Origin of the sequence: Algimonas porphyrae (assembly GCF_041429795.1) — a bacterium.
In the GTDB taxonomy this organism is placed as follows: domain Bacteria; phylum Pseudomonadota; class Alphaproteobacteria; order Caulobacterales; family Maricaulaceae; genus Litorimonas; species Litorimonas porphyrae.
In genome coordinates this window covers 987,604-1,006,443 of sequence record NZ_CP163424.1, presented here as the reverse complement: position 1 = coordinate 1,006,443, position 18,840 = coordinate 987,604, and the positions used below count along the sequence as shown (strand labels likewise).

Genomic DNA, 18,840 nt, shown 5'->3' with positions numbered 1-18,840 from the left:
TTGTACGAATTTGGGTCATGCCGCGCTTCGTTTCGTCGGCGCTGCGTCGGGCATGGGTGGCAGTCGAAAAGCGGGGTCGAGGCCGCGGTTCAGGCGAACGGCCTTGCGGCCCTTATCGGCCCCGAGCGCCGCATCGACGAGGGGTATGCGGCCTTCATTCATGGCGATGTTAAGTTCAAGCTGATCGAACCGGAGACCAGGAAGGCTCACGATCTGACCGATTTCGAGGCGCGAACAGTCGGCAACACTCATCCGGATCCGGTCAGCGACGGCCTTGATCTCGACCTCGCAAGGTCCCAGCCGGGGTGACAGGACCGGGTTTTCATCCGTCTCAGCCGCGTCCTCATCACATTCATCATAGAGACCAAGGAGTTCCGGCGTGGCCATGATGGTGATCATTGATGGCGGGCTGCCGACCTCTGCGCATGCGATATCGATGCGAACGATTTCGAGGTCGCGGCAGAGAACGCCGAGTGTTTCAGCCGTCTCATTCGTCCAGATAACCCTATCGGGAAGGCGGGACTGAAAGGCCGTCCCTCTAGTCAGGCGCAGACCCAGATCGCTCAGATTCTGTTCCATGAACGGTTTGAGGGGTTTGAGTGTCGCAGCGTCGGCGTTTTCAGGCAGGCTTAGAAGACGACAGGCCGACAGGCTGCTGAAATGATCCGAAGTGGCAATAGCAATCCGGTTGCTCGACGTCTCACCCTTGGCCGAGACGATGCAGGGAGGCAGGTCGGACGGGATTTCACTGATCCAGCTGACTTGTACAGTGTGAAGCTTGAGTGTGTCAGTCGACATCCAGCGCGCCAGGATCGGCAGGATTTCTGCGATCAGCGGATCGGCGACGCTGTCCGCATCGGGCCGCGCTGGGGCGACCTTTGCGGCATGCGCGATTTTTCTGGCAATGACGGTCAAGACGACTCTTTCGCTCTTTGCCTTGATGGCGTTCTCGTGCCTTCCGGGCACGACCGTTCCACCAGACCTGTCAGCAAAAGGTTATTCAAAGGTTGACCAATTGTGCAATCGGCCATGCCGCGTTCACAAAGGATCAACCATGTCTGCAACCGTTTTGCCAACCTTCTTCGGCTAAGGATGGCACACAACCCTTTTGCCTACAGCGAAACCGACCATGAGCGCAGCCGAGCCGACAATCATTATCAAGCGCCCGAAAAAGGTGGTCGGTGGTGGTCACCATGGCGGCGCGTGGAAAGTCGCCTACGCCGATTTCGTGACAGCGATGATGGCGTTCTTCCTGCTGATGTGGCTTCTGAACGCCACGACGGAAGATCAGCGCCGGGGTCTGGCGGACTATTTCAATCCCTCGATCCCGATCGCAGCTGTATCCGGCGGCGGGGCCGATGCGCTCAATGGCAGCGATGTCGATGACAAGGTCAGCCTGACCGTACTCTCTAAAACACAAACCAATTCAGATCGTGAAGCAGGCCGCCCGGGCGATGTGACGTCAGACAGTGTAATGCTGGACGAAACACCGACAGACATGGAAGTCGCCGAAGCGCTGGAAGCCGTACTGGACGGTGAAGCCGCCGAGCTATCGGAACATATCAGCATCCGGATGAGTCCTGAAGGCCTGGTCATTGAACTGACCGACCGCGAGAGCCAGCCGCTCTTTGCCTCGGGCAGCGCCCAACCTTCGCCTGTCCTGGACCGCCTGTGTGCCGCGGTCGCAACCGCGCTTTACGCGGTCGAGAACAAAGTCAAGATTGTCGGTCATACGGATAGCCGCCGCTATGTCAGCGATCGCAACTACAGCAACTGGGAATTGTCGAGCGACCGTGCGAATGTCGCCCGCCGACTGATCCAGGGTTCGGGACTGGGTGAGTACAGGATCGAGGAAGTCTCTGGCCGGGCCGCCACCATGCCGCTCGTCGACGATCCGCTGGACCCGCGCAATCGCCGGATTTCCATCACGCTTCTGCGTCGCTAATCGCCCGTCAATCCAAGGCCCCTTGCTGACCTTTCAGGCCACTTCTGGGCAGCTTCCAGATGGACCGCACACGGTTACACGCTTTGTTAAGCCTGTTTGTTTAGCCCTGTCATCGGTTCCAGAGAACCCCGAGTCCGGCGAATGATCGGAATCGGCTTCAAGGATTGAAACGATGACGATGACCTCCTCGCTCAATGCGGGCGTAATGGGCCTGAACGTGAATTCCACGCGCTTGGCCGCTATTTCCAACAATATCTCCAACTCCGCGACCTACGGATACAAACGGACCGACGTCGATTTCTCGTCGCTGGTCATCAGCGAACGCGCCAGCGTCTACTCCGCTGGCGGGGTCCGAGCGACCACAACGCGAGAAATCTCCGACGCAGGCTCGCTGATCTCCACAGGACGATCAACCGATCTCGCTGTCAATGGCAGCGGTATGATCCCGGTGACTAATCTGGCTGGACTAACCCAACCTCCCACGGAACGGGACTTCATGATGGTCCCGACAGGTGGATTCGCCCCAGATGCGGACGGTAATCTGCGAACGGAGAGCGGGCTTTATCTACTCGGCTGGGCAATCGGCGCCGATGGCAATCCGATCAACACCGGACGCAGCAGCCAGACAGGCCTTGTCCCTGTCAATGTCTCCTCGGGTTTGTTCAATGCCGAATCCACAAGCCGGATTCAATTGGGTGTCAATTTGCCAGGCGACCCTTCAGTCCTGCCAGTTGGAGACTCATTGAGTTTGCCAATCGAATATTATGACCAGATTGGTCTGGCCAGTGCGCTGAATACGACATTTACGCGAAATTCCAATAATGAGTGGTCCGTGTCCATTCAGGATCAGTCGACAGGAACAGCCGTGCAGACGGCGGCTTTCGACATCACCTTCAATGCCGATGGAACATTAGGTTCAGTCACTTCAGGAGCAGGCGCAACCTATGATGCCGCGACCGGGAATGTCAGCTTCACATTACCGAGCGGTCCGATCGATATGTTTGTTGGGCAGCTCAACACGGCTGCCGGCATGACGCAGATCGGAACGTCGTTCCAAGCGCAGAACGTCAGCGCCAACGGATCCCCTGCCGGTGAGCTCCAGGACATTGAAATCTCCCCGACTGGCATGCTGGAAGCGATCTACAACACCGGCGCACGACGCAATCTTTTCCAAATTCCTGTCGCGTCCGTTAATAATCTGGATGGCTTAACCCCACAAGGCAACCAAGCCTACAGCGTTTCGCGAGAAAGCGGCGATGTCTATCTCTGGGATGCGGGTGACGGCCCGGCTGGCGATTTGGTCGGCTACGCCCTGATGGAAAGCAACACGGACATCGCGACCGAGCTAACCAATCTGATCGAAACCCAGCGCGCTTATTCCTCCAACGCCAAAATCGTCCAGACCGTGGACGAAATGTTGCAGGAAACGACCAACCTGAAACGGTAGGTCGGGACCGAAGGACGCCATAGACCATGTCGCTCTCCGCAACACTCGCCACGGCGCGAACCGGAATGGCGGCGACGGGCGTGCGCGCCCAGACGGCGTCTTCCAACATCGCCAACGTCTCGACGCCGGGCTATGTCCGGCGCGATACGTCTGTGTCGCAAAACGGCGCCACAGGCGGGGTCACGACAGACGTCGCGCGTACACAGGACCGGGTTCTGGTCCAATCCCGCCGCGATGCCCAATCGCAAAGCGCCCATTCCGGTGTCATTCAGGACGCGATGCAACGGGCGCTCAGCGCCTTCGGCGAACCGGGCAGTTCGACTGGCGTGTTCGGCACCTTCACGCAATTCGAAAACGATCTGCAGACATTACGAAGCACACCGGAATCAGGCGCCGCACAGGCCATCGCCGTCGATTCGTTGAAGGATCTGACCCATGCTCTCACCACTGCATCGCAGGACCTGCAGACCGAACGGACCCGTGCAGACGCGAACCTGTCCACCGATATTGATCAGGCCAACGAACTGGCCGCCGATCTGTTCAAACTCAATAACGATATCCGCACAGCCAGCGGCGCAGGACGCAACACGGCCCCCTTGCTGGATCAACGCGACCAGATCCTCGACAAGCTTTCTGCCTATCTGCCGCTTAATGTGACTTATGAGAACACCGGTGCCGTGGCTGTCAGAACCGATTCAGGCCTGACCCTGGTCGGTGTCACATTGAACGAAATCGAATTCTCGCCCGCCAATCGCGTCGGGCCCCTCGACTCGCCCGAACCTGTGGGCAGGCTGTCCATCCCGACTTTGAACGGGCAGCCGATCGGACCCAATTCCGGTGGTCACGGTATCACGGAAGGCCGCATCGCCGCCCATCTGACACTACGTGACACGGATATTCCACGCCAATCCGCTGCGCTGGATGACTTTGCCTATGATCTGGCCTCGGCCTTTCAAGCGGTAGGCGAACCGCTGCTGCTGGACGCCGGCGCCGCCGTGGACATCAATAATAAGGTCGGCCTGTCAGAGCGATTGAGCGTCAACCCTCTGGTCGATCCGTCGCGAGGCGGTGACGCAACGCGTCTGCGTGACGGCCTGGCTACCGCCACACAAGGGGCACCATCCGAAGACGGGCTGCTGACCCAGCTTGTCGATACGATTGCGCCCTTCTCCGATCGGCTCGGCAACGTCATCAGCGACGTATCGTCCGAAGTCTACCGCGCCGAACGCATTCATACCGGCAATCTGGCCCGCGAAACCACCCTCTTCGATGCCGATGCCGAGCTCAGCGCGGTCGATCTCGACAATGAGCTGCAAAGCCTGCTCGCGATCGAACAGGCCTATAGTGCGAACGCCCGGGTCATTCAGACCGTCAGCGACATCTTCGACATATTGGCGAGGCTCTAGATCATGCGCTTTGCTCTGACCCCCGATAGTCTGTTCACAGTGCGGCAATCGCGGCAGAATGCCGAGCTTCGCGCCCGCCTTGAAACCGTATCCCAGGAAGTCATTACGGGACGTCGGGCCGATACGCTGGAAGCGACCAATGGCCGTCTGGGCGATGCCTTTCTTCTCGACAAGGCATCCGCCGACATCACGCGCCAGCGTAGCATGGCCGATCTGGCGGGCGCACGTCTGAACGGAGCCGCGGGTTCCGTCTCCGTCATTCGGGAAACGCTGCTGGGGTTCAACGGAACGGCGCGAAACTCGCTCGCTCAGGGCCATGAAAATGACCTCGACCTGCTGACACTCAATGCTTCAGACGCGCTCGCACAGATCACAGGTGCGCTCAGTCGCCGCCAAGGGACGCGTCACCTCTTTTCCGGCACGCAAAGCGTGGGCGTGCCCCTGTCGTCACCAGCCGATATCGAAGCCGGGGTCAATGCCATCATCAGCGGCAGTGCGGATGCTGCCACGGCCAGCGCCGACATCGAAGCCTATTTCAACGCACCCGGCGGCGGGTTCGAAACGGATATCTATCAGGGCAGCGCCGAAGACGGCCCGCGCCTGCATATTACGGACACGAAAAGCTTCGACCCGCTGCCGAAAGGCGACGATCCGCTGTTCCGCGACATTCTGCGCGGCTTGAGCCTGGTCGCCGGATCCGGCAATGCCACGACACGGGACGACCAGATAGCCATGATCGAAGAAGGTCTGGCTCTCCTCGATACGGCGGTTGAAGGCGTCTTGGCGATGGAAAGCCGTCTCGGCAGCGCCCAGCAATCGCTCGAACGCACGGATTCCGTTCTCCAGACGGAAGCGTCGCTGATTGCGGCCGCGCAGGACAAGTTGCTCGGCCGGGACGTCTTCGACGCCGCGGCTGAACTTCAGTCGCTCGAAGGACAACTTGAAGCCAGCTATACTGTTACGGGGCGTCTCGGCTCCCTCTCCCTTGCTAACTTTCTGAGGTGATGATGCTCCGTCTCCCTAGCCCCCGCCTGCGCCGCACATTGACCGCTACGCTGGTCTGTGCAGTGACGCCTTTGATGACTATGCTGGCCCCGGTGACACCCGCGCTCGCCGCTGAAGTCCGGATCAAGGACATTGCCGACGTGCAGGGCGTTCGCGGCAACGATCTGGTCGGCTATGGGCTTGTCATCGGACTGAACGGCACAGGCGATACGATTCGCAACTCGCCCTACACGGAAGAAGCGCTGACCAATATCCTAGAACGGTTGGGCGTGAACGTGCAGGATAGCGACTTTCGACCTGACAATATCGCCGCTGTTCTTGTCACGGCAACATTGCCGCCCTTCGCCCGTGAAGGCTCCCGTATCGACATCAATGTCGCATCGATTGGCGACGCGTCCAGCCTGGCGGGCGGAACATTGGTCATGACACCGCTCAACGCCCCCAATGGCGAGATCTATGCGATAGCGCAGGGCAATTTGCTGGTCAGCGGCTTTGACGCAGAAGGCGAAGGCGCAAGACTGACACAGGGCGTTCCAACCAGCGCATCCGTCCCGAACGGGGCGCGCGTCGAACGCGAAATTCCCTTTGATTTCCGCACCCAGCAGAGTGTGCGTCTGGCGCTACGGACGGCTGACTTCACCACGGCGGGTCGTGTCGAGGACAGCATCAATCGCGCTGTCGGTCGCCCGATCGCGACTTTGCTGGACTCAGGCACGGTTGAAGTCGATCTGAGTGGCCTTCCCGGCAACCCTGCCCACGCGATGGGAAAGATTGAAAACCTGACACTGAAATCCGCCGAGATTTCGCGCGTCGTCATCGACCAGCGGTCAGGCACGATCGTTCTAGGCGAAGCGGTGAAAGTATCATCCGTCGCCGTGGCGCAAGGCAATCTGACGATCAAGATCGCCGAAACGCCCGTCGCCTCCCAGCCCAATCCGTTCGGTTTTGGCGACACAGTCGTGTTGCCACGAACGAATGTTCAGGTTCAGGATGGCGAAGCCGGCAATGTCGCGCTGGTCGGCGAAGCCGTGACCTTGCCGGATCTGGTGGCAGGTCTGAATGCGCTGGGTGTCTCCCCACGCGAGATGATCGATATCCTCAAGGCCATTAAGAGCGCCGGCGCGCTTCACGCGGAACTGGTTCTGCAATAGTCGTCAAAGTGTGTCGCCGCAGAGTCCGTCTGAGGCGTCTTTGCGGTTACGCTGTCTCGGATCGATTATTCTGCGTCTGAGAGACTGTTCAGCGTAATATCGCCCCGACGCGACAAACCGAGAATTTCCCGCACAAGCGCGCCAATTGCACGGTCCTTGGTAGACCCGTCCATCTCGCCCAGCGCGTCAATGTCGGCGCGATACTGATCGGCCATGCGCTGTGCGATATTGCCTAGCAGGAACTCACTGACTTCCGGTGTGTCGACCTTCACCGCAGCCAGACCCTTGACCATGATCGACCGATCCAGATCGCGGAACAGCACCTGCACAGATTTGGTCGGCAGTCGCGCAGGTATGTCTTCGATCTGCAGCAAGGCAGCCCGAATGGCCTGCGCCCGGACCGCATCTTCCTGATCCAGCCGGGTCAGAGCGGCATCGCGCAAATCGCGCGGCAGCGTTCCCAGCGTTTCGCCAATCATGATGACCTTGGGATCGCTGGTCGGGTCCGTATCCTTTGTCAGAAGCCTGTCCTGGATCATCGCTTCGGCAACGGACAAGGCTGCGGGCGATGGGTCGTCAGGGCGCGACAAATGGCCGATGGCTTCGACGGCAGCGGCTGATTCCATCAGGCCTAGCACTTCCGGTATCCGGTCACTGGCAAGCTTGTGCAGGATCAGCGCCGAGACGGCTCCATGCTGCTGGCTGACGAATTCGGCAATGACCTGGCTGTCGAGCCCGTTGAAATCCGACCAGACATCGGAGGGCTGCTCGACTTCGACGATGGGTCCTCTGATCTGTTCGACAAGTGTCTCGCCCAGCGCCTTGGTCAACAGGTCCAGCGCTTCCTTCTTGCCGCCCCGCATGCCGGCGCTCCAGATATTGAGCTGTGTGATGAAATCGGCAAACGCGGCGAGCATCTCCTCCTGCGACACGAAAGGCATGTCGGTCAGGGCGTCGCGGATCCGGCGCATCGCGTCGACGCCGAGCTGGTCCGCAAGGGATTGGGCGTGTTCAGGGCCAAGAGAGACCAGAACAACTGCGGCGCGCTGTTCGCGCGTCAATCGCTTGAGAGCCGTCACAACGCATATCCTTGCAAGAGAGCTTCGGTGATTTTCAGCCAGCCGTCGGCCAGCACGAAGAAGCCGAGTTTGAATGGCAATGAAACCACAGCCGGAGGCACCATCATCATACCCATGGCCATCAGGACGGAGGCGACAGCCAGGTCGATCGCCAGGAAGGGCAGGAAGATCGCGAAACCGATCTGAAACGCGACCTTGATCTCGGACAGCATGAAAGCACTCGTCAGAAGGCCCAGAGACGGTTCTTCACCCGGGGCCCATTCCCGGCCCGGCAGCGCGTCGGCCAGACGCTGGATCGTCTCCGCATCGACGCGGCCACTCATAAAGGCGCGGAATGGTTCGATAGCCAGATCGAAGGCCATTTCCTCATCCAGAATACCGTCCATATAGGGACGAACGCCCGCCTCCCAGCTTTCGGCAAAGACCGGCTCCATAATGAAAAAGGTCAGGATCAGCGCCAACCCCATGATCATTGAGTTGGGCGGTGTCTGCTGAAGGCCCAACGCCTGACGCAGAAAGGACAGGACGATCACGATCAACGGCAGGCATGTGACCATCATCGCAAGCCCTGGAGCCAGGCTGAGAACGGTCACCAGAAGGAAAAGCTGAACGATCGAAACATCGAGCGCGACAGGCGCATTGACCGCGTCTCTGACGCCATTGCTGAGCGCATCGGAAACGGCATCGCCATCTGGCGCGACCTGAGCCAGCACATCCGGCGCAAACCAGAGTGCAAGCCCGCCCAGGATGAGCGCGGTTATAAGCCGCGTCAGTCTCACGCCAGCGCGTCTTCCGCGACATCGACGACCTGCGTGATCCGCACGCCGATACCACCGCCATTTTCCATCTCGACCAGTTCGCCGCGCGCGATGACACGACCGTCCACACAGAGATCAACCGGATCTTCGATGCCCCGGTCCAGACCCAGAAGGCTGCCTTCGTCAAGGCCGAGCAATTCAGTCACGGTCGGCCGGGCCGATCCCACAACGACATCGACCGTGACCGGCAAGGCATAGATAGAGCGTTTGAATTTCGCCCCTCCGGCTTCGTCGCGTCGTTCCAGAACCGGCGGCTCGACCGGGTTCGGACCCGTCTGTTCCGTGGTGCTTTCAGGTGCCGGGATCGCGGTGGGGTCGTCGAATTCCGGTGTAATCGTATCGCCTGGCTGGTCCGGTGTCGTCATGGCTCAGTCTCTTGAATTCTGCACATTCAGACGGGCAAGGCACGCGTCTATCAATGGTTGAGGGTTGATATGGGTGGTCCCGCCTTCGCGGCGCAGCTCGACATGGTGCAAGGTAAGCGCGTCATCACAGGCGATCGAAAGCCGTGCATCGTCAGCAAGCGGGCCCAGATCCAGATCCGGATGTTTGACCAGAATAAAGGTTGTGCCCCGGCTGCCGTCCGACAGCGTCGCGATTTCATCCGCCAGAAGCGACCGGAGCGTCGCATCGGCCAGATGCGGCAGGACCGTCGTCAAAACCGTCGTCACGAGCGCGACCTGTTCGGCTTCGATGCGAGCCAACTGCTTGACCAAAGCATCTTCCACAAGCTGCGACAAACGCAGTGCCGTGTCCTGTGACAGCTTGCGGGCTTCGGCGATGGCGTCAGCCTGCTTGGCTTCGCAGCTCGCGCAAGGCTGACAATGGGCATCGCAGCCGGGCTGTGCCTGGTCGACCAGCGGGCGGCGCAAAGCCGACAGGGACGTCGGTGAGGCAGGTTCGAAAGGCGGGACGTTCAGTTTGACAACCGTGTTCATGCCGCAACCTCTGATACGGGCGGATCGCGCCTTGTGTCCGAAGCATCAGTGTCGAGCCAGCTGGCGAGGAGCGCGGCCGCGTCATCCATATTCTCTTCTACCGCGTCGTTCAGTGCGGCCCGGGGATCGGGCGCCGGCAAGCCGAGTGCCCCGCCCTGTCCGTTCCCTTGTCCGCCTTCCAGACCCAGCGCCTGCGCTGACGCGTCGGCCATGTCGTCCGCCGGATCCAGACCATTGAGAGTCATGGGCGACAGGCCGGCACCGGACGGTGCTGGTAAAGCGCCTACGCCCCCGCGCGAGACGCGCAGCATGGGACGAATGACAAAGAAGGCCAGACCGAACGCCAGCAGGCTGAGGATCGTCAGCTGCGCCAGACGGCCGCCATGCTGATCGACAAAGCGCGAGGCTGCGCCTGGAGGGGTGATCATCTCGCCCGGTTCCGGACGATCAAAGGCGAGCGTATCAACACGCAACACATCGCCGCGTTCTGTATTCAGACCGGCCGCCGCACTGGCCAGAGACTGCAAGGCGTCCAGTTCATCTTGCGTGCGCGGTACGAAGCTGATCGTACCATCATCCGCGACCTCACGCCGGTGGTCGAGCAGGACGGCGACACTCATTCGTGTTACTTTGCCCGGCAGGCTCTCCGTCGTAGTCAGGGTCTCGGAAATCTCATAGCTCATCGTTTCCGTTGTTTCGGACTGTTCGCTGGTCTGATTGCCGCCCCCAGCTGCGCCTTCGGGCAGATTGGACGCGACCGTCACATTACCGGTCGTACCGTCGCTCTGGTTGCTCCGGTCGCTCGTCGTGGTCGAGCGCAGGACCCGACCGTTGGGATCGAAACGGCGCTCCGTCCGGCTGGTCCGGTCCGTTTCCAGATCAAGCGACACATTGACCCGGACATTGCCCGGACCGACCCGCGCTTCGAGCAGGCTCAGCAATTCGGATTTGATTGTCGCAGCCCGTCCCAGTTCGCCCGCCGCATCGGAAGTCGCCGCATCGTCGAGGCCCGGCCCGGCCAGCAAACCCGCCTGTGTGTCGATCACGGCCACGTCTTCGGGTTTCAAGCCCGGAACAGCCAGCGCGACAAGATATTGGACGGCCTGTGCGCGACGTGCATCAATAGAAGGTTGCGATGTCAGCGTGACGGACGCCGTCGTCGGCTGACGTCGGGCCGTCAGACCGCGCCCTGCGCCCTGCCCGACATGCACGCGAGCCGCCCGTACATTCGGCATGGCCAGAATGGTCCGGGCCAGTTCACCTTCCTTTGCGCGCCAGTAGGCCGTGTCGAACATGTCCGACGACATGGCGAAACTGTTCAGCCCATCGAACAATTCGTATCCGACAACGTCCTGACGCGGCAGACTTTCGCGCGCGAGTTCGAGACGTAAGGAGTCGCGACGGCTGGAATCGGCATAGATCGCACCGCCATCGACGCGGTAGTTCACACCCATATTATCGAGGCGCGCAATCACTTCTCCGGCTGTGGCCGGTTCGAGATCAGCATACAGGAGAGAGAGGTTGGGTTGGGAGACCTGACGCGCGATCAACGTCATGACAAGCAGCGTCGCCAGGACGGCACCTGCTGAAATGATCTTCTGCTGCATAGACAGCGACCGGAAAACGGCAATCGGGTTCATCCTGAGCTCGCCTAACGTGCATCCTGCACACCACTTGCTCACCCGCTCTACGGTCCAATTCGTTAATCTAGTGTTTACCGTAAACACGCATGTCAGTTTCCAGTCCGTGACAATCGAATCGGAGAAAGAGCAGACACCGCCGCCCATGGCCCTGATGAAGAAAAAGAGTGCTGCCCCCAAAGCGGGAACGCCGCCGGATTCCGGCGGGGCGGCAGCGCCTGCGGCGAAAAAAGGTGGCAAGCTCGGATTGATTCTGACACCACTGGCCGTTTTTGGCGGTGCGTTTGGGGCCAGCTGGCTCGGTGGCGCGCCTGCACCGGCTCCGGCGACGGAACATGTCGAAGCGGCCAAAGGCGCCGCTGGCGATATTCACGCTGAAGACTCATCCATGATTGCAGCCTGGCTGCCCGGAAAGCATGCCACGACGCTGGCGCTAGAGCCCTTGATGATTACGGCGGGTTCGCAAGGGCAGACATTACGCATCGGGCTAGCCATCGAAGTCTGGGATTCCGAAGCACCGATCGATGTTGCCAAACTACGCGATGCGTTCACTACCTATTTGCGCGCGCTGGAACCGGACATGCTGTCCGATCCCAGTTTTCACATGCGGCTGAAGCGGGCCTTGCTGCACCGTGCCCGCGTCGTCACGGATCAGGATGTCATTGCCGACGTGCTGATCACGGATTTTCTACTGACGAGTTAGGACGGAACTGATGGGAATAGAATTCATCAAGGACATGCTCCTGATTGCCCTGTGTGGAGCGTCCGCCTTTTATTGCGGCATGCTTTCCTATCGGCTCAAGCGGCTCAACGATCTGAAAAGCGGTGTCGGGGCATCGATCGTCACCCTGACGGACGCCATCGAACGCACGCACGACGCTGCCAAGACGGCCAGGGCCGAACTGTTCGATTCCATCGAGGAGATCAAAGGCCTTCTCGCCGACGCGGAAGTCAAGTCCGACCGTCTGGAAACCGCCATGAAAAATGCCGACAGCAAGATCGTCGAAGCCGAACAGGCCAATGATGCGCTGCAGACCGTGATCGAAAAAGATGTGCCGGCAGCGCGTCGCAAGGCGCTGAATACGACTGAAGGACTGCTGAAGATCGTGTCTGATCTCAATCGTCTGAACGGAACGCTGCCGCAGCAGAAGGACGCCGCATGAGATCATCAATCCTCATTGTCCTGGCCGTCGGATTTGCCGGATTTGGCGCGCTCGAAGTCGCAGCGCTCAACCCTGATGACGGCAAGACGATCACCGGGCCCGCACAGGACCACTCCTCAGAAGCAATGCCTGATGAAACCCCGGTGACGGCTGAACCAGTAGCAAAAGCGTCGATCGGCACGGATCAGAGCTGTCTGACCCCGGCGCTCGTCGCTGCATTTCAGCCGCGCCATCTGGAACTGCTGGACCGGGCAGCCAAGCTCGATCGGCGCGAGGCCGAACTGGAAGACCTGGAAGCCAATCTGAAAGCCCGCCTTAGTGGCATGGCGCAGACCCGGGACGAACTCCAAGCCATGACGGAGCGGCTGGACGTCGTCGCTGGTGAAGATATTACCCATCTGGTACAGATGTATTCGACCATGAAAGCCAAGAAAGCGGCGGCGATCTTCGACAAGATGGATCCGGCCTTCGCTGCGGGCTTCCTGCGCGAAATCGACAGTGCTCGCGCGGGCATGATCATGGCGGAAATGGGTGAAGACCAATCCTACCGCGTCAGCCTTCTGATCGCCAACCGTCATGCCGAGTGGCGCAATAAGCGCTGAGCAGAGCGCTTAGTCATTGGCGCGGGTTTCGCCTGCCCCCCAGACTGCCGGGTTGATCGGGGCAAACAGACCGTCCTGCGTCAGTCTGACTGGCTCACCATCAAACCAGAACGGACCGTCCAGATCGGCATAGTCAGCACCCTGTGCCAGCAGATGGGCTGGTGCAATGGCCAGAGCAGGGGCCAGCATGCACCCCACAAAAATGGACAGCCCCTTCTCGCGCGCCTCGTCGCGGATAGAGAGCGCCGACGTCAGCCCGCCACACTTGTCCAGCTTGATATTGACGGCCTGATAGAGACCAAGAAGCGAGTCCAGATCCGCGAGTGTCTGCAAGCTTTCATCGGCGCAAAGCGGAATATGATGCGACGCGTCGACGAGGCTTTGGCGCATCTCCGCGCGGCTTTCCGATCCGGCAGGCAGTGGTTGTTCCAGCAGCTCATAGCCGCAGGCCGCCGCGACAGGTGCAAGGCGGGCCAGTTGCTCCGCTGTCCAAGCCGCATTGGCATCAATGACCTTGCGGGCTTTCGGAGCGCTGAGCGCAACGGCCCGCAAACGCGTTTCCTCTTCATCAGGCGATCCGCCCAGCTTGACCTTCAGCAGAGGTCTCCAGCCATCAAGCCTGGCTTGGGCGGCCATCGCTTCAGGTGTGTCGAGAACGATCGTATAGGCCGATGCGATCGGGACGGGATCGAGACCAAGCCTCGCAGCCACCGTGCTTCCGCTTTGTGCCGCTTCCAATTCCCATAGCGCACCGTCCAGCGCGGCGCGCGCACCGCCTGCCGGAAGCAGCTGCAAAAGCGCCTGACGATCAATCCCGCTCTCGATCTGTGTCCGCACGGCTTCGATCTCGTCGCGCAAACGCTCGGGACTGGCCCCCAGATAGGCGATCCCCGTGGCCGCCCCCCGCCCGGAATGCGGCCCTGAGGTCAGGCGAACGGACAGGTAAGGCTGATGCGTCCGCGCTCCGGTCGCAATCACGAAGGGGCGAACGAGTTTCGGTGTGGCGACAGACAGGGTCAGGCGAAGCACGGACAATGGGCGACCTACCGATTCATCCGCCCGTCAATAAGTGCATCGACCACCGCAGGCTCAGCCAGAGTGCTGGTATCGCCCAGCGCATCATAGTCATTGGCCGCGATCTTGCGCAGTATCCGCCGCATGATCTTTCCCGACCGGGTCTTGGGCAGGCCGTCCGAGAACTGAATCAGATCCGGTGAGGCGATCGGGCCGATTTCGGCCCTGACATGTCTGACGAGATCGCGCTTCAATTCATCAGTCTCGACCGTTCCTGCTGTGGTCGTCACATAGGCATAGATGCCCTGCCCTTTAATGTCGTGCGGATAGCCGACTACGGCACTCTCGGCGACATCCGGGTGACTGCCCAAGGCGGCTTCGACCTCCGCTGTGCCCATGCGGTGACCCGAGACATTGATCACATCATCGACGCGGCCCGTAATCCAGATCGTTCCATCCGCATCGCGGCGCGCACCGTCGCCGGTGAAGTAATTGCCGGGGTAGGTGGAAAAATAGGTCTGCTCGAACCGCTCATGGTCGCCATAGACTGTTCGCATCTGTCCTGGCCAGCTTGCCGTAATGACCAGATTACCTTCGGTTGCGCCCTCCAGAACCTTGCCATCCGCATCGAGCAATTCTGGCTCGATCCCAAACATGGGGAAGGTCCCGGCACCGGGTTTCATGTCAACCGTGCCGGGCAAGGGCACAATCATGGCACCACCCGTTTCGGTCTGCCACCACGTGTCGATTATGGGGCAGCGACCGTCACCGACCACATTGAAATACCATTCCCACGCTTCCGGGTTGATCGGCTCGCCGACCGTGCCGAGTACGCGCAGGCTGGTGCGGTCCGTCACTTTGACCGGATCATCGCCTTCACGCATCAGCGCGCGGATCGCCGTCGGCGCCGTGTAGAAGAGCGAGACCTTATGCGTGTCACAGACCTGCCAGGCACGGGAGGCATCCGGATAGGTTGGCACGCCTTCGAACATGAGGGTCGTCGCGCCGTTCGCCAGCGGACCGTAGACAATGTAGGTATGACCCGTGACCCAGCCGACATCGGCCGTACACCAGTAGACATCGTCCTCTTTCAGATCGAACACATAGTCATGGGTCATCGAAGCCCAGACCAGATAGCCCCCACATGTATGCAGAACGCCTTTGGGCTGCCCTGTCGATCCCGACGTATAGAGGATGAATAGCGGGTCTTCCGCGCTCATCGGTTCAGCCGGGCAATCGACTGACGCCTCTGCCGCGGCCTCATGATACCAGATGTCGCGTCCGTCCTGCCAGGCGACATCGCCGCCTGTGCGCTGGACGACCAGTTGCGTCTTGACGGTCACACCGTTTCGCGCCGCAATCTCGCACGCCGCATCGGCATTTTTCTTCAGCGGGACGATCCGTCCGCCTCGCACGCCTTCGTCTGCTGTGATCACCAGATGGCTGTCGCAATCCACAATCCGTCCTGCCAGCGCATCAGGCGAAAACCCGCCAAAGACGACGGAATGAACCGCCCCGATCCGCGCGCAAGCAAGCATGGCAATGGCCGCTTCGGGAATCATCGGCATGTAAAGCGTGATCCGGTCCCCTTTCCCTGCCCCTTGTGCTTTCAGCACATTGGCGAAGCGGCAGACATGACGGTGCAATTCCCGATAGGTGAAGGTCTGGCTCTCGCCCGGCTCGTCCCCTTCGAAGATGATGGCAACCTTGTCCCCACGCGTCTCGAGATGGCGGTCAAGACAGCTCTCTGTGACATTGAGAATACCGTCCCTGAACCATTCGATCTTGACTGGCGATTTGAAAGACCAGCTGCCAACATGGGTCGGTTCCGTCATCCACTGAATGCGTTTGGCCTGTTCGGCAAAGAAGCCGTCGCGGTCATTGATCGAGCGCTCATACAGGCTCTTATACCCGTCCGGTGTCAGATTGGACGCATCGGCGAAGGCCTTCGGGACCGGATAGATCAGGGGCGAATTTTCCATGTGCAGGCCTTCTTCAACTGCTGGCGTGATGCAGCATATTCGAGCTCCTTGCTTAAAGCCATATTTCGCCAGCAACGTAAATCGCTTGATCGGAATGAGAGCGTTTGTGCACCACATTTTCCAAGGACCGCGCTTTCGACCCTGACACCTGCTGTCCGGTCAGCGGCGTATTAAGCGCGTGACCGCAGGTCTTCCTTCCTGTAGCCTTCAAAGAAAACAGAATGGTCAGGGGACACGATGAAACAGATGCAGGGGCTCGATACGGTCTTCGTCTCCATGGAGCGCGCGACCGCGCCGGTCCATATCGGATCCATTCTGATCTATGATCCCAGCACCGCCGAGGGCGGATTTGTCCGGTTCAAGGACATTCTGGCGTTTATCGAAAACCGTCTGCACATGGCCGACACAATGCGTCAGAAGATGGTCAAGGTCCCCTTCGGCATCGACTACCCTTATTGGGTTCAGGACAGCAATTTCGACATTGAATATCACGTCCGGCACATCGCTCTGCCCAGCCCAGGCGATTGGCGGCAACTCTGCATTCAGGCGGCCCGCGTCTTCGCCCGCCCCCTCGATCTGAGCCGACCGCCCTGGGAAATCACGGTTGTCGAAGGGCTGGACAATATCGACGGTGTCGCCAAGGGCTCCTACGCCATGCTGACAAAGGTTCATCATGCCGCCATCGACGGTGTGTCGGGCGTCGACATGATGCATGCGTTGCACACCATGACCGCCGACAGGCACGAGCCTGTTCCCCGCGACACATGGCGGCCCGAACCTGATCCAAGCCAGGTCGGCATGTTTGCACGCGGTTACGCCCGCAGCCTGATGGCGCCGCTGCGCCAGGCCGTCGCCATGCGCAACGCCGTACCGGGCATGGTCCGCGCGACGAAGGGCCTGATCAGCAAGGAATTCGACTTCAAGGCGCTGATCCAGGCTCCGCGCACGCGCTTCAATGGCACCGTGTCTCCTCACCGCATGTTCGATGCGCGGTCGTTCAAACTCTCAGACGTCAAACGTATCCGGGCGCTGGCGCAGGGCGCGACATTAAACGATGTCATGCTGTCCGTCGTCGGCGGAGCGATGCGCCGCTATCTCGACCATTACGGTGAGCTCCCCGATACGTCGGTGACCACTATGGCGCCGATATCCGTCCGGGACGAATCCGAGAAAAACACGATGGGCAATCAGGTGTCCGCTATGTTCGTCCCGCTCGGCTCCCATATTCCGTCTGTGCAGGAGCGGATGCGGTATGTGACCGAGGAAACGGTCAAGGCCAAAGGCTTCACGACAGCCCTTGGCGCACGTCAATCTGCAGAAATGGCTAAGCTCACACCTGCGCCCGCCATGAATATCGGCGCGATGCTCTATTCGCGCCTCAAGCTGGCCGATCACATCAAGCCGGTTATCAACACGATTGTCACGAATGTCCCGGGACCGCCCGTTCCGATCTACTCGACCGGAGCCAAGCTGACGGGCCTTTACGGCATGCTCTGCCTGGTGGACGGCGTGAAGCTGGGTCATGTCGTTCACAGCTATGTCGATGATGTCACGGTCAGCTTTACCGCCTGTCGGAGTGCAGTGCCGGATCCCGATTTCTATTCGCAGTGCCTGCAGGACAGTTATGACGCCCATCTGGCCGCAACAGTAGCGCTGGAAAATGTCGCAAATGAAACGACGCCAAAGCCAGCTGCAGCAAAGACGAGCAAGGCTAAACCCGCCAAGCGCAAAGCAAAGCCCAAGGCAAAAGCCGCAAATAGCAATTCGAGTTAAGACATCAGTAACCATAATGGGCGCTACTGCGCGATAAGGACAGGGTGACACCGTCAAGAACGGGCACCAAATGTCGGGGAGACATCAGTGAGCACATCTATGGCGGCCAAAGCCCCTTCCCTATTCTGGACCCTGACCGAAGGCCGGAGCCTGCTGGAGCTGAATTCCTTTTATGCGCTTCGTCCGCTGATGAAGCGCCTTCCCAAGGGTGACGGTCATCCGGTCATTGCTTTTCCGGGCTTCGTTGCCAGCGACCGATCGACCAGACCGATGCGCAATTTGCTGCGTGACCTGGGCTATTCCACCTATGGCTGGGGTCTTGGGCGCAATCTACGGTTCAACCCGCAGCGTGAAGATGAAATGGCATCGCTTCTGCACAGCGTGCATCAGCGTTATGGCCGCAAAGTGTCCCTGATCGGCTGGAGTCTGGGCGGAGTCTTTGCGCGTGAAATCGCCAAGGCCAATCCGGAGGCCGTGCGCAACGTCATCACCTTGGGCAGTCCGATTTCCGGCGATATGGACCACACCAATGCGACCCGGCTCTATGAATATCTCAACGGCGCGCCGTCCGTAGAAATGAAGGCTCGCATGTCACAGCTTTCAGAGGCACCGCCCGTTCCAACGACATCAATCTATTCGAAAACGGACGGCATCGTATCCTGGAAAGGGTCGCTACAGAAACCCGGCGGTCAGACGGAAAATATCCGTGTTCCCGCCAGCCATTGCGGTCTCGGGGTCAATCCGCTGGTCATGTATCTATTGGCCGACCGCCTGCAGCACACACCGAGCAGCTGGACACCATTCGAAGCTGACGGCGCCAAGCGATTCCTGTTTCGGTCCTAAGGCCGCACCGCCGCGATTTTTCCGTGACGCCGTC

At 60.0% G+C, this 18,840-nt stretch carries 18 protein-coding genes; 10 read left to right on the top strand and 8 right to left on the bottom strand.

Annotation, left to right across the window (positions count from 1 at the left end):
• Nucleotides 1-15: 15 nt before the first annotated feature.
• Nucleotides 16-915, bottom strand: coding sequence for a FliM/FliN family flagellar motor C-terminal domain-containing protein (locus AB6B39_RS04975; RefSeq protein ID WP_284372995.1), 900 nt, complete (start codon nucleotides 913-915; stop codon nucleotides 16-18).
• 214 nt (nucleotides 916-1,129) lie between these two features.
• On the opposite strand from AB6B39_RS04975, the gene AB6B39_RS04970 reads away from it, so the two are divergent.
• The 5 genes from AB6B39_RS04970 to AB6B39_RS04950 all read left to right on the top strand — a co-directional run bounded on the left by AB6B39_RS04970 (nucleotide 1,130) and on the right by AB6B39_RS04950 (nucleotide 6,954).
• Nucleotides 1,130-1,945 (top strand): flagellar motor protein MotB, encoded by an 816-nt coding sequence (locus AB6B39_RS04970; protein WP_284372997.1) that lies wholly within the window; start codon nucleotides 1,130-1,132, stop codon nucleotides 1,943-1,945.
• Nucleotides 1,946-2,117: 172 nt separating this feature from the next.
• On the top strand, nucleotides 2,118-3,392 hold the full coding sequence (locus AB6B39_RS04965; RefSeq protein WP_284373000.1) for a flagellar hook protein FlgE: 1,275 nt from the start codon (nucleotides 2,118-2,120) through the stop codon (nucleotides 3,390-3,392).
• 26 nt (nucleotides 3,393-3,418) lie between these two features.
• Nucleotides 3,419-4,798 (top strand): flagellar hook-associated protein FlgK, encoded by a 1,380-nt coding sequence (gene flgK, locus AB6B39_RS04960; RefSeq protein WP_284373002.1) that lies wholly within the window; start codon nucleotides 3,419-3,421, stop codon nucleotides 4,796-4,798.
• 3 nt (nucleotides 4,799-4,801) lie between these two features.
• On the top strand, nucleotides 4,802-5,803 hold the full coding sequence (locus AB6B39_RS04955; protein ID WP_284373004.1) for a flagellin: 1,002 nt from the start codon (nucleotides 4,802-4,804) through the stop codon (nucleotides 5,801-5,803).
• Between the two features lie 74 nt (nucleotides 5,804-5,877).
• The gene (locus tag AB6B39_RS04950; protein WP_284373006.1) at nucleotides 5,878-6,954 is read left to right on the top strand and encodes a flagellar basal body P-ring protein FlgI; all 1,077 of its coding nucleotides are present in this window, start codon (nucleotides 5,878-5,880) and stop codon (nucleotides 6,952-6,954) included.
• A gap of 65 nt (nucleotides 6,955-7,019) precedes the next feature.
• Here AB6B39_RS04950 and AB6B39_RS04945 read toward each other — a convergent pair whose 3' ends face one another.
• From AB6B39_RS04945 to fliF, 5 genes are read right to left on the bottom strand one after another with little or no spacing between them, the layout of a single operon-like run.
• The gene (locus tag AB6B39_RS04945) at nucleotides 7,020-8,033 is read right to left on the bottom strand and encodes a FliG C-terminal domain-containing protein (RefSeq protein WP_284373008.1); all 1,014 of its coding nucleotides are present in this window, start codon (nucleotides 8,031-8,033) and stop codon (nucleotides 7,020-7,022) included.
• On the bottom strand, nucleotides 8,030-8,812 hold the full coding sequence (fliP, locus tag AB6B39_RS04940; protein WP_284373010.1) for a flagellar type III secretion system pore protein FliP: 783 nt from the start codon (nucleotides 8,810-8,812) through the stop codon (nucleotides 8,030-8,032). Before fliP ends, AB6B39_RS04945 begins: the two co-directional genes overlap by 4 nt.
• Entirely contained in the window at nucleotides 8,809-9,216 is a 408-nt protein-coding gene (locus AB6B39_RS04935; RefSeq protein ID WP_284373012.1) for a FliM/FliN family flagellar motor switch protein, read from the bottom strand. The genes fliP and AB6B39_RS04935 overlap by 4 nt, the downstream gene beginning before the upstream one ends.
• 3 nt (nucleotides 9,217-9,219) lie before the next feature.
• The gene (locus AB6B39_RS04930; RefSeq protein ID WP_284373014.1) at nucleotides 9,220-9,789 is read right to left on the bottom strand and encodes a hypothetical protein; all 570 of its coding nucleotides are present in this window, start codon (nucleotides 9,787-9,789) and stop codon (nucleotides 9,220-9,222) included.
• Entirely contained in the window at nucleotides 9,786-11,429 is a 1,644-nt protein-coding gene (gene fliF / locus AB6B39_RS04925) for a flagellar basal-body MS-ring/collar protein FliF (RefSeq protein WP_284373016.1), read from the bottom strand. The genes AB6B39_RS04930 and fliF overlap by 4 nt, the downstream gene beginning before the upstream one ends.
• Before the next feature lie 106 nt (nucleotides 11,430-11,535).
• Here fliF and fliL point away from each other — a divergent pair, with 106 nt between their 5' ends.
• The 3 genes from fliL to AB6B39_RS04910 are packed head-to-tail and all read left to right on the top strand — an operon-like array spanning nucleotide 11,536 to nucleotide 13,194.
• Nucleotides 11,536-12,132, top strand: a complete 597-nt coding sequence (fliL, locus tag AB6B39_RS04920; protein WP_284373018.1) for a flagellar basal body-associated protein FliL — start codon at nucleotides 11,536-11,538, stop codon at nucleotides 12,130-12,132.
• A gap of 10 nt (nucleotides 12,133-12,142) precedes the next feature.
• On the top strand, nucleotides 12,143-12,592 hold the full coding sequence (locus tag AB6B39_RS04915) for a hypothetical protein (RefSeq protein WP_284373020.1): 450 nt from the start codon (nucleotides 12,143-12,145) through the stop codon (nucleotides 12,590-12,592).
• Nucleotides 12,589-13,194: a MotE family protein gene (locus AB6B39_RS04910; protein ID WP_284373022.1), complete on the top strand. Its 606-nt coding sequence runs from the start codon at nucleotides 12,589-12,591 to the stop codon at nucleotides 13,192-13,194. The genes AB6B39_RS04915 and AB6B39_RS04910 overlap by 4 nt, the downstream gene beginning before the upstream one ends.
• 9 nt (nucleotides 13,195-13,203) lie before the next feature.
• Here the strand turns inward: AB6B39_RS04910 and AB6B39_RS04905 are convergent, their stop codons facing one another.
• Together AB6B39_RS04905 and acs are read right to left on the bottom strand one after the other, a co-directional pair.
• Nucleotides 13,204-14,223: a dipeptide epimerase gene (locus AB6B39_RS04905; protein WP_284373609.1), complete on the bottom strand. Its 1,020-nt coding sequence runs from the start codon at nucleotides 14,221-14,223 to the stop codon at nucleotides 13,204-13,206.
• A 14-nt stretch (nucleotides 14,224-14,237) separates the two neighbouring features.
• Nucleotides 14,238-16,190, bottom strand: coding sequence for an acetate--CoA ligase (acs, locus tag AB6B39_RS04900; RefSeq protein WP_284373025.1), 1,953 nt, complete (start codon nucleotides 16,188-16,190; stop codon nucleotides 14,238-14,240).
• Between the two features lie 237 nt (nucleotides 16,191-16,427).
• On the opposite strand from acs, the gene AB6B39_RS04895 reads away from it, so the two are divergent.
• Entirely contained in the window at nucleotides 16,428-17,963 is a 1,536-nt protein-coding gene (locus AB6B39_RS04895) for a WS/DGAT/MGAT family O-acyltransferase (RefSeq protein ID WP_284373027.1), read from the top strand.
• Nucleotides 17,964-18,050: 87 nt separating this feature from the next.
• Nucleotides 18,051-18,806: a lipase family alpha/beta hydrolase gene (locus AB6B39_RS04890; RefSeq protein ID WP_284373029.1), complete on the top strand. Its 756-nt coding sequence runs from the start codon at nucleotides 18,051-18,053 to the stop codon at nucleotides 18,804-18,806.
• Nucleotides 18,807-18,840: the final 34 nt, after the last annotated feature.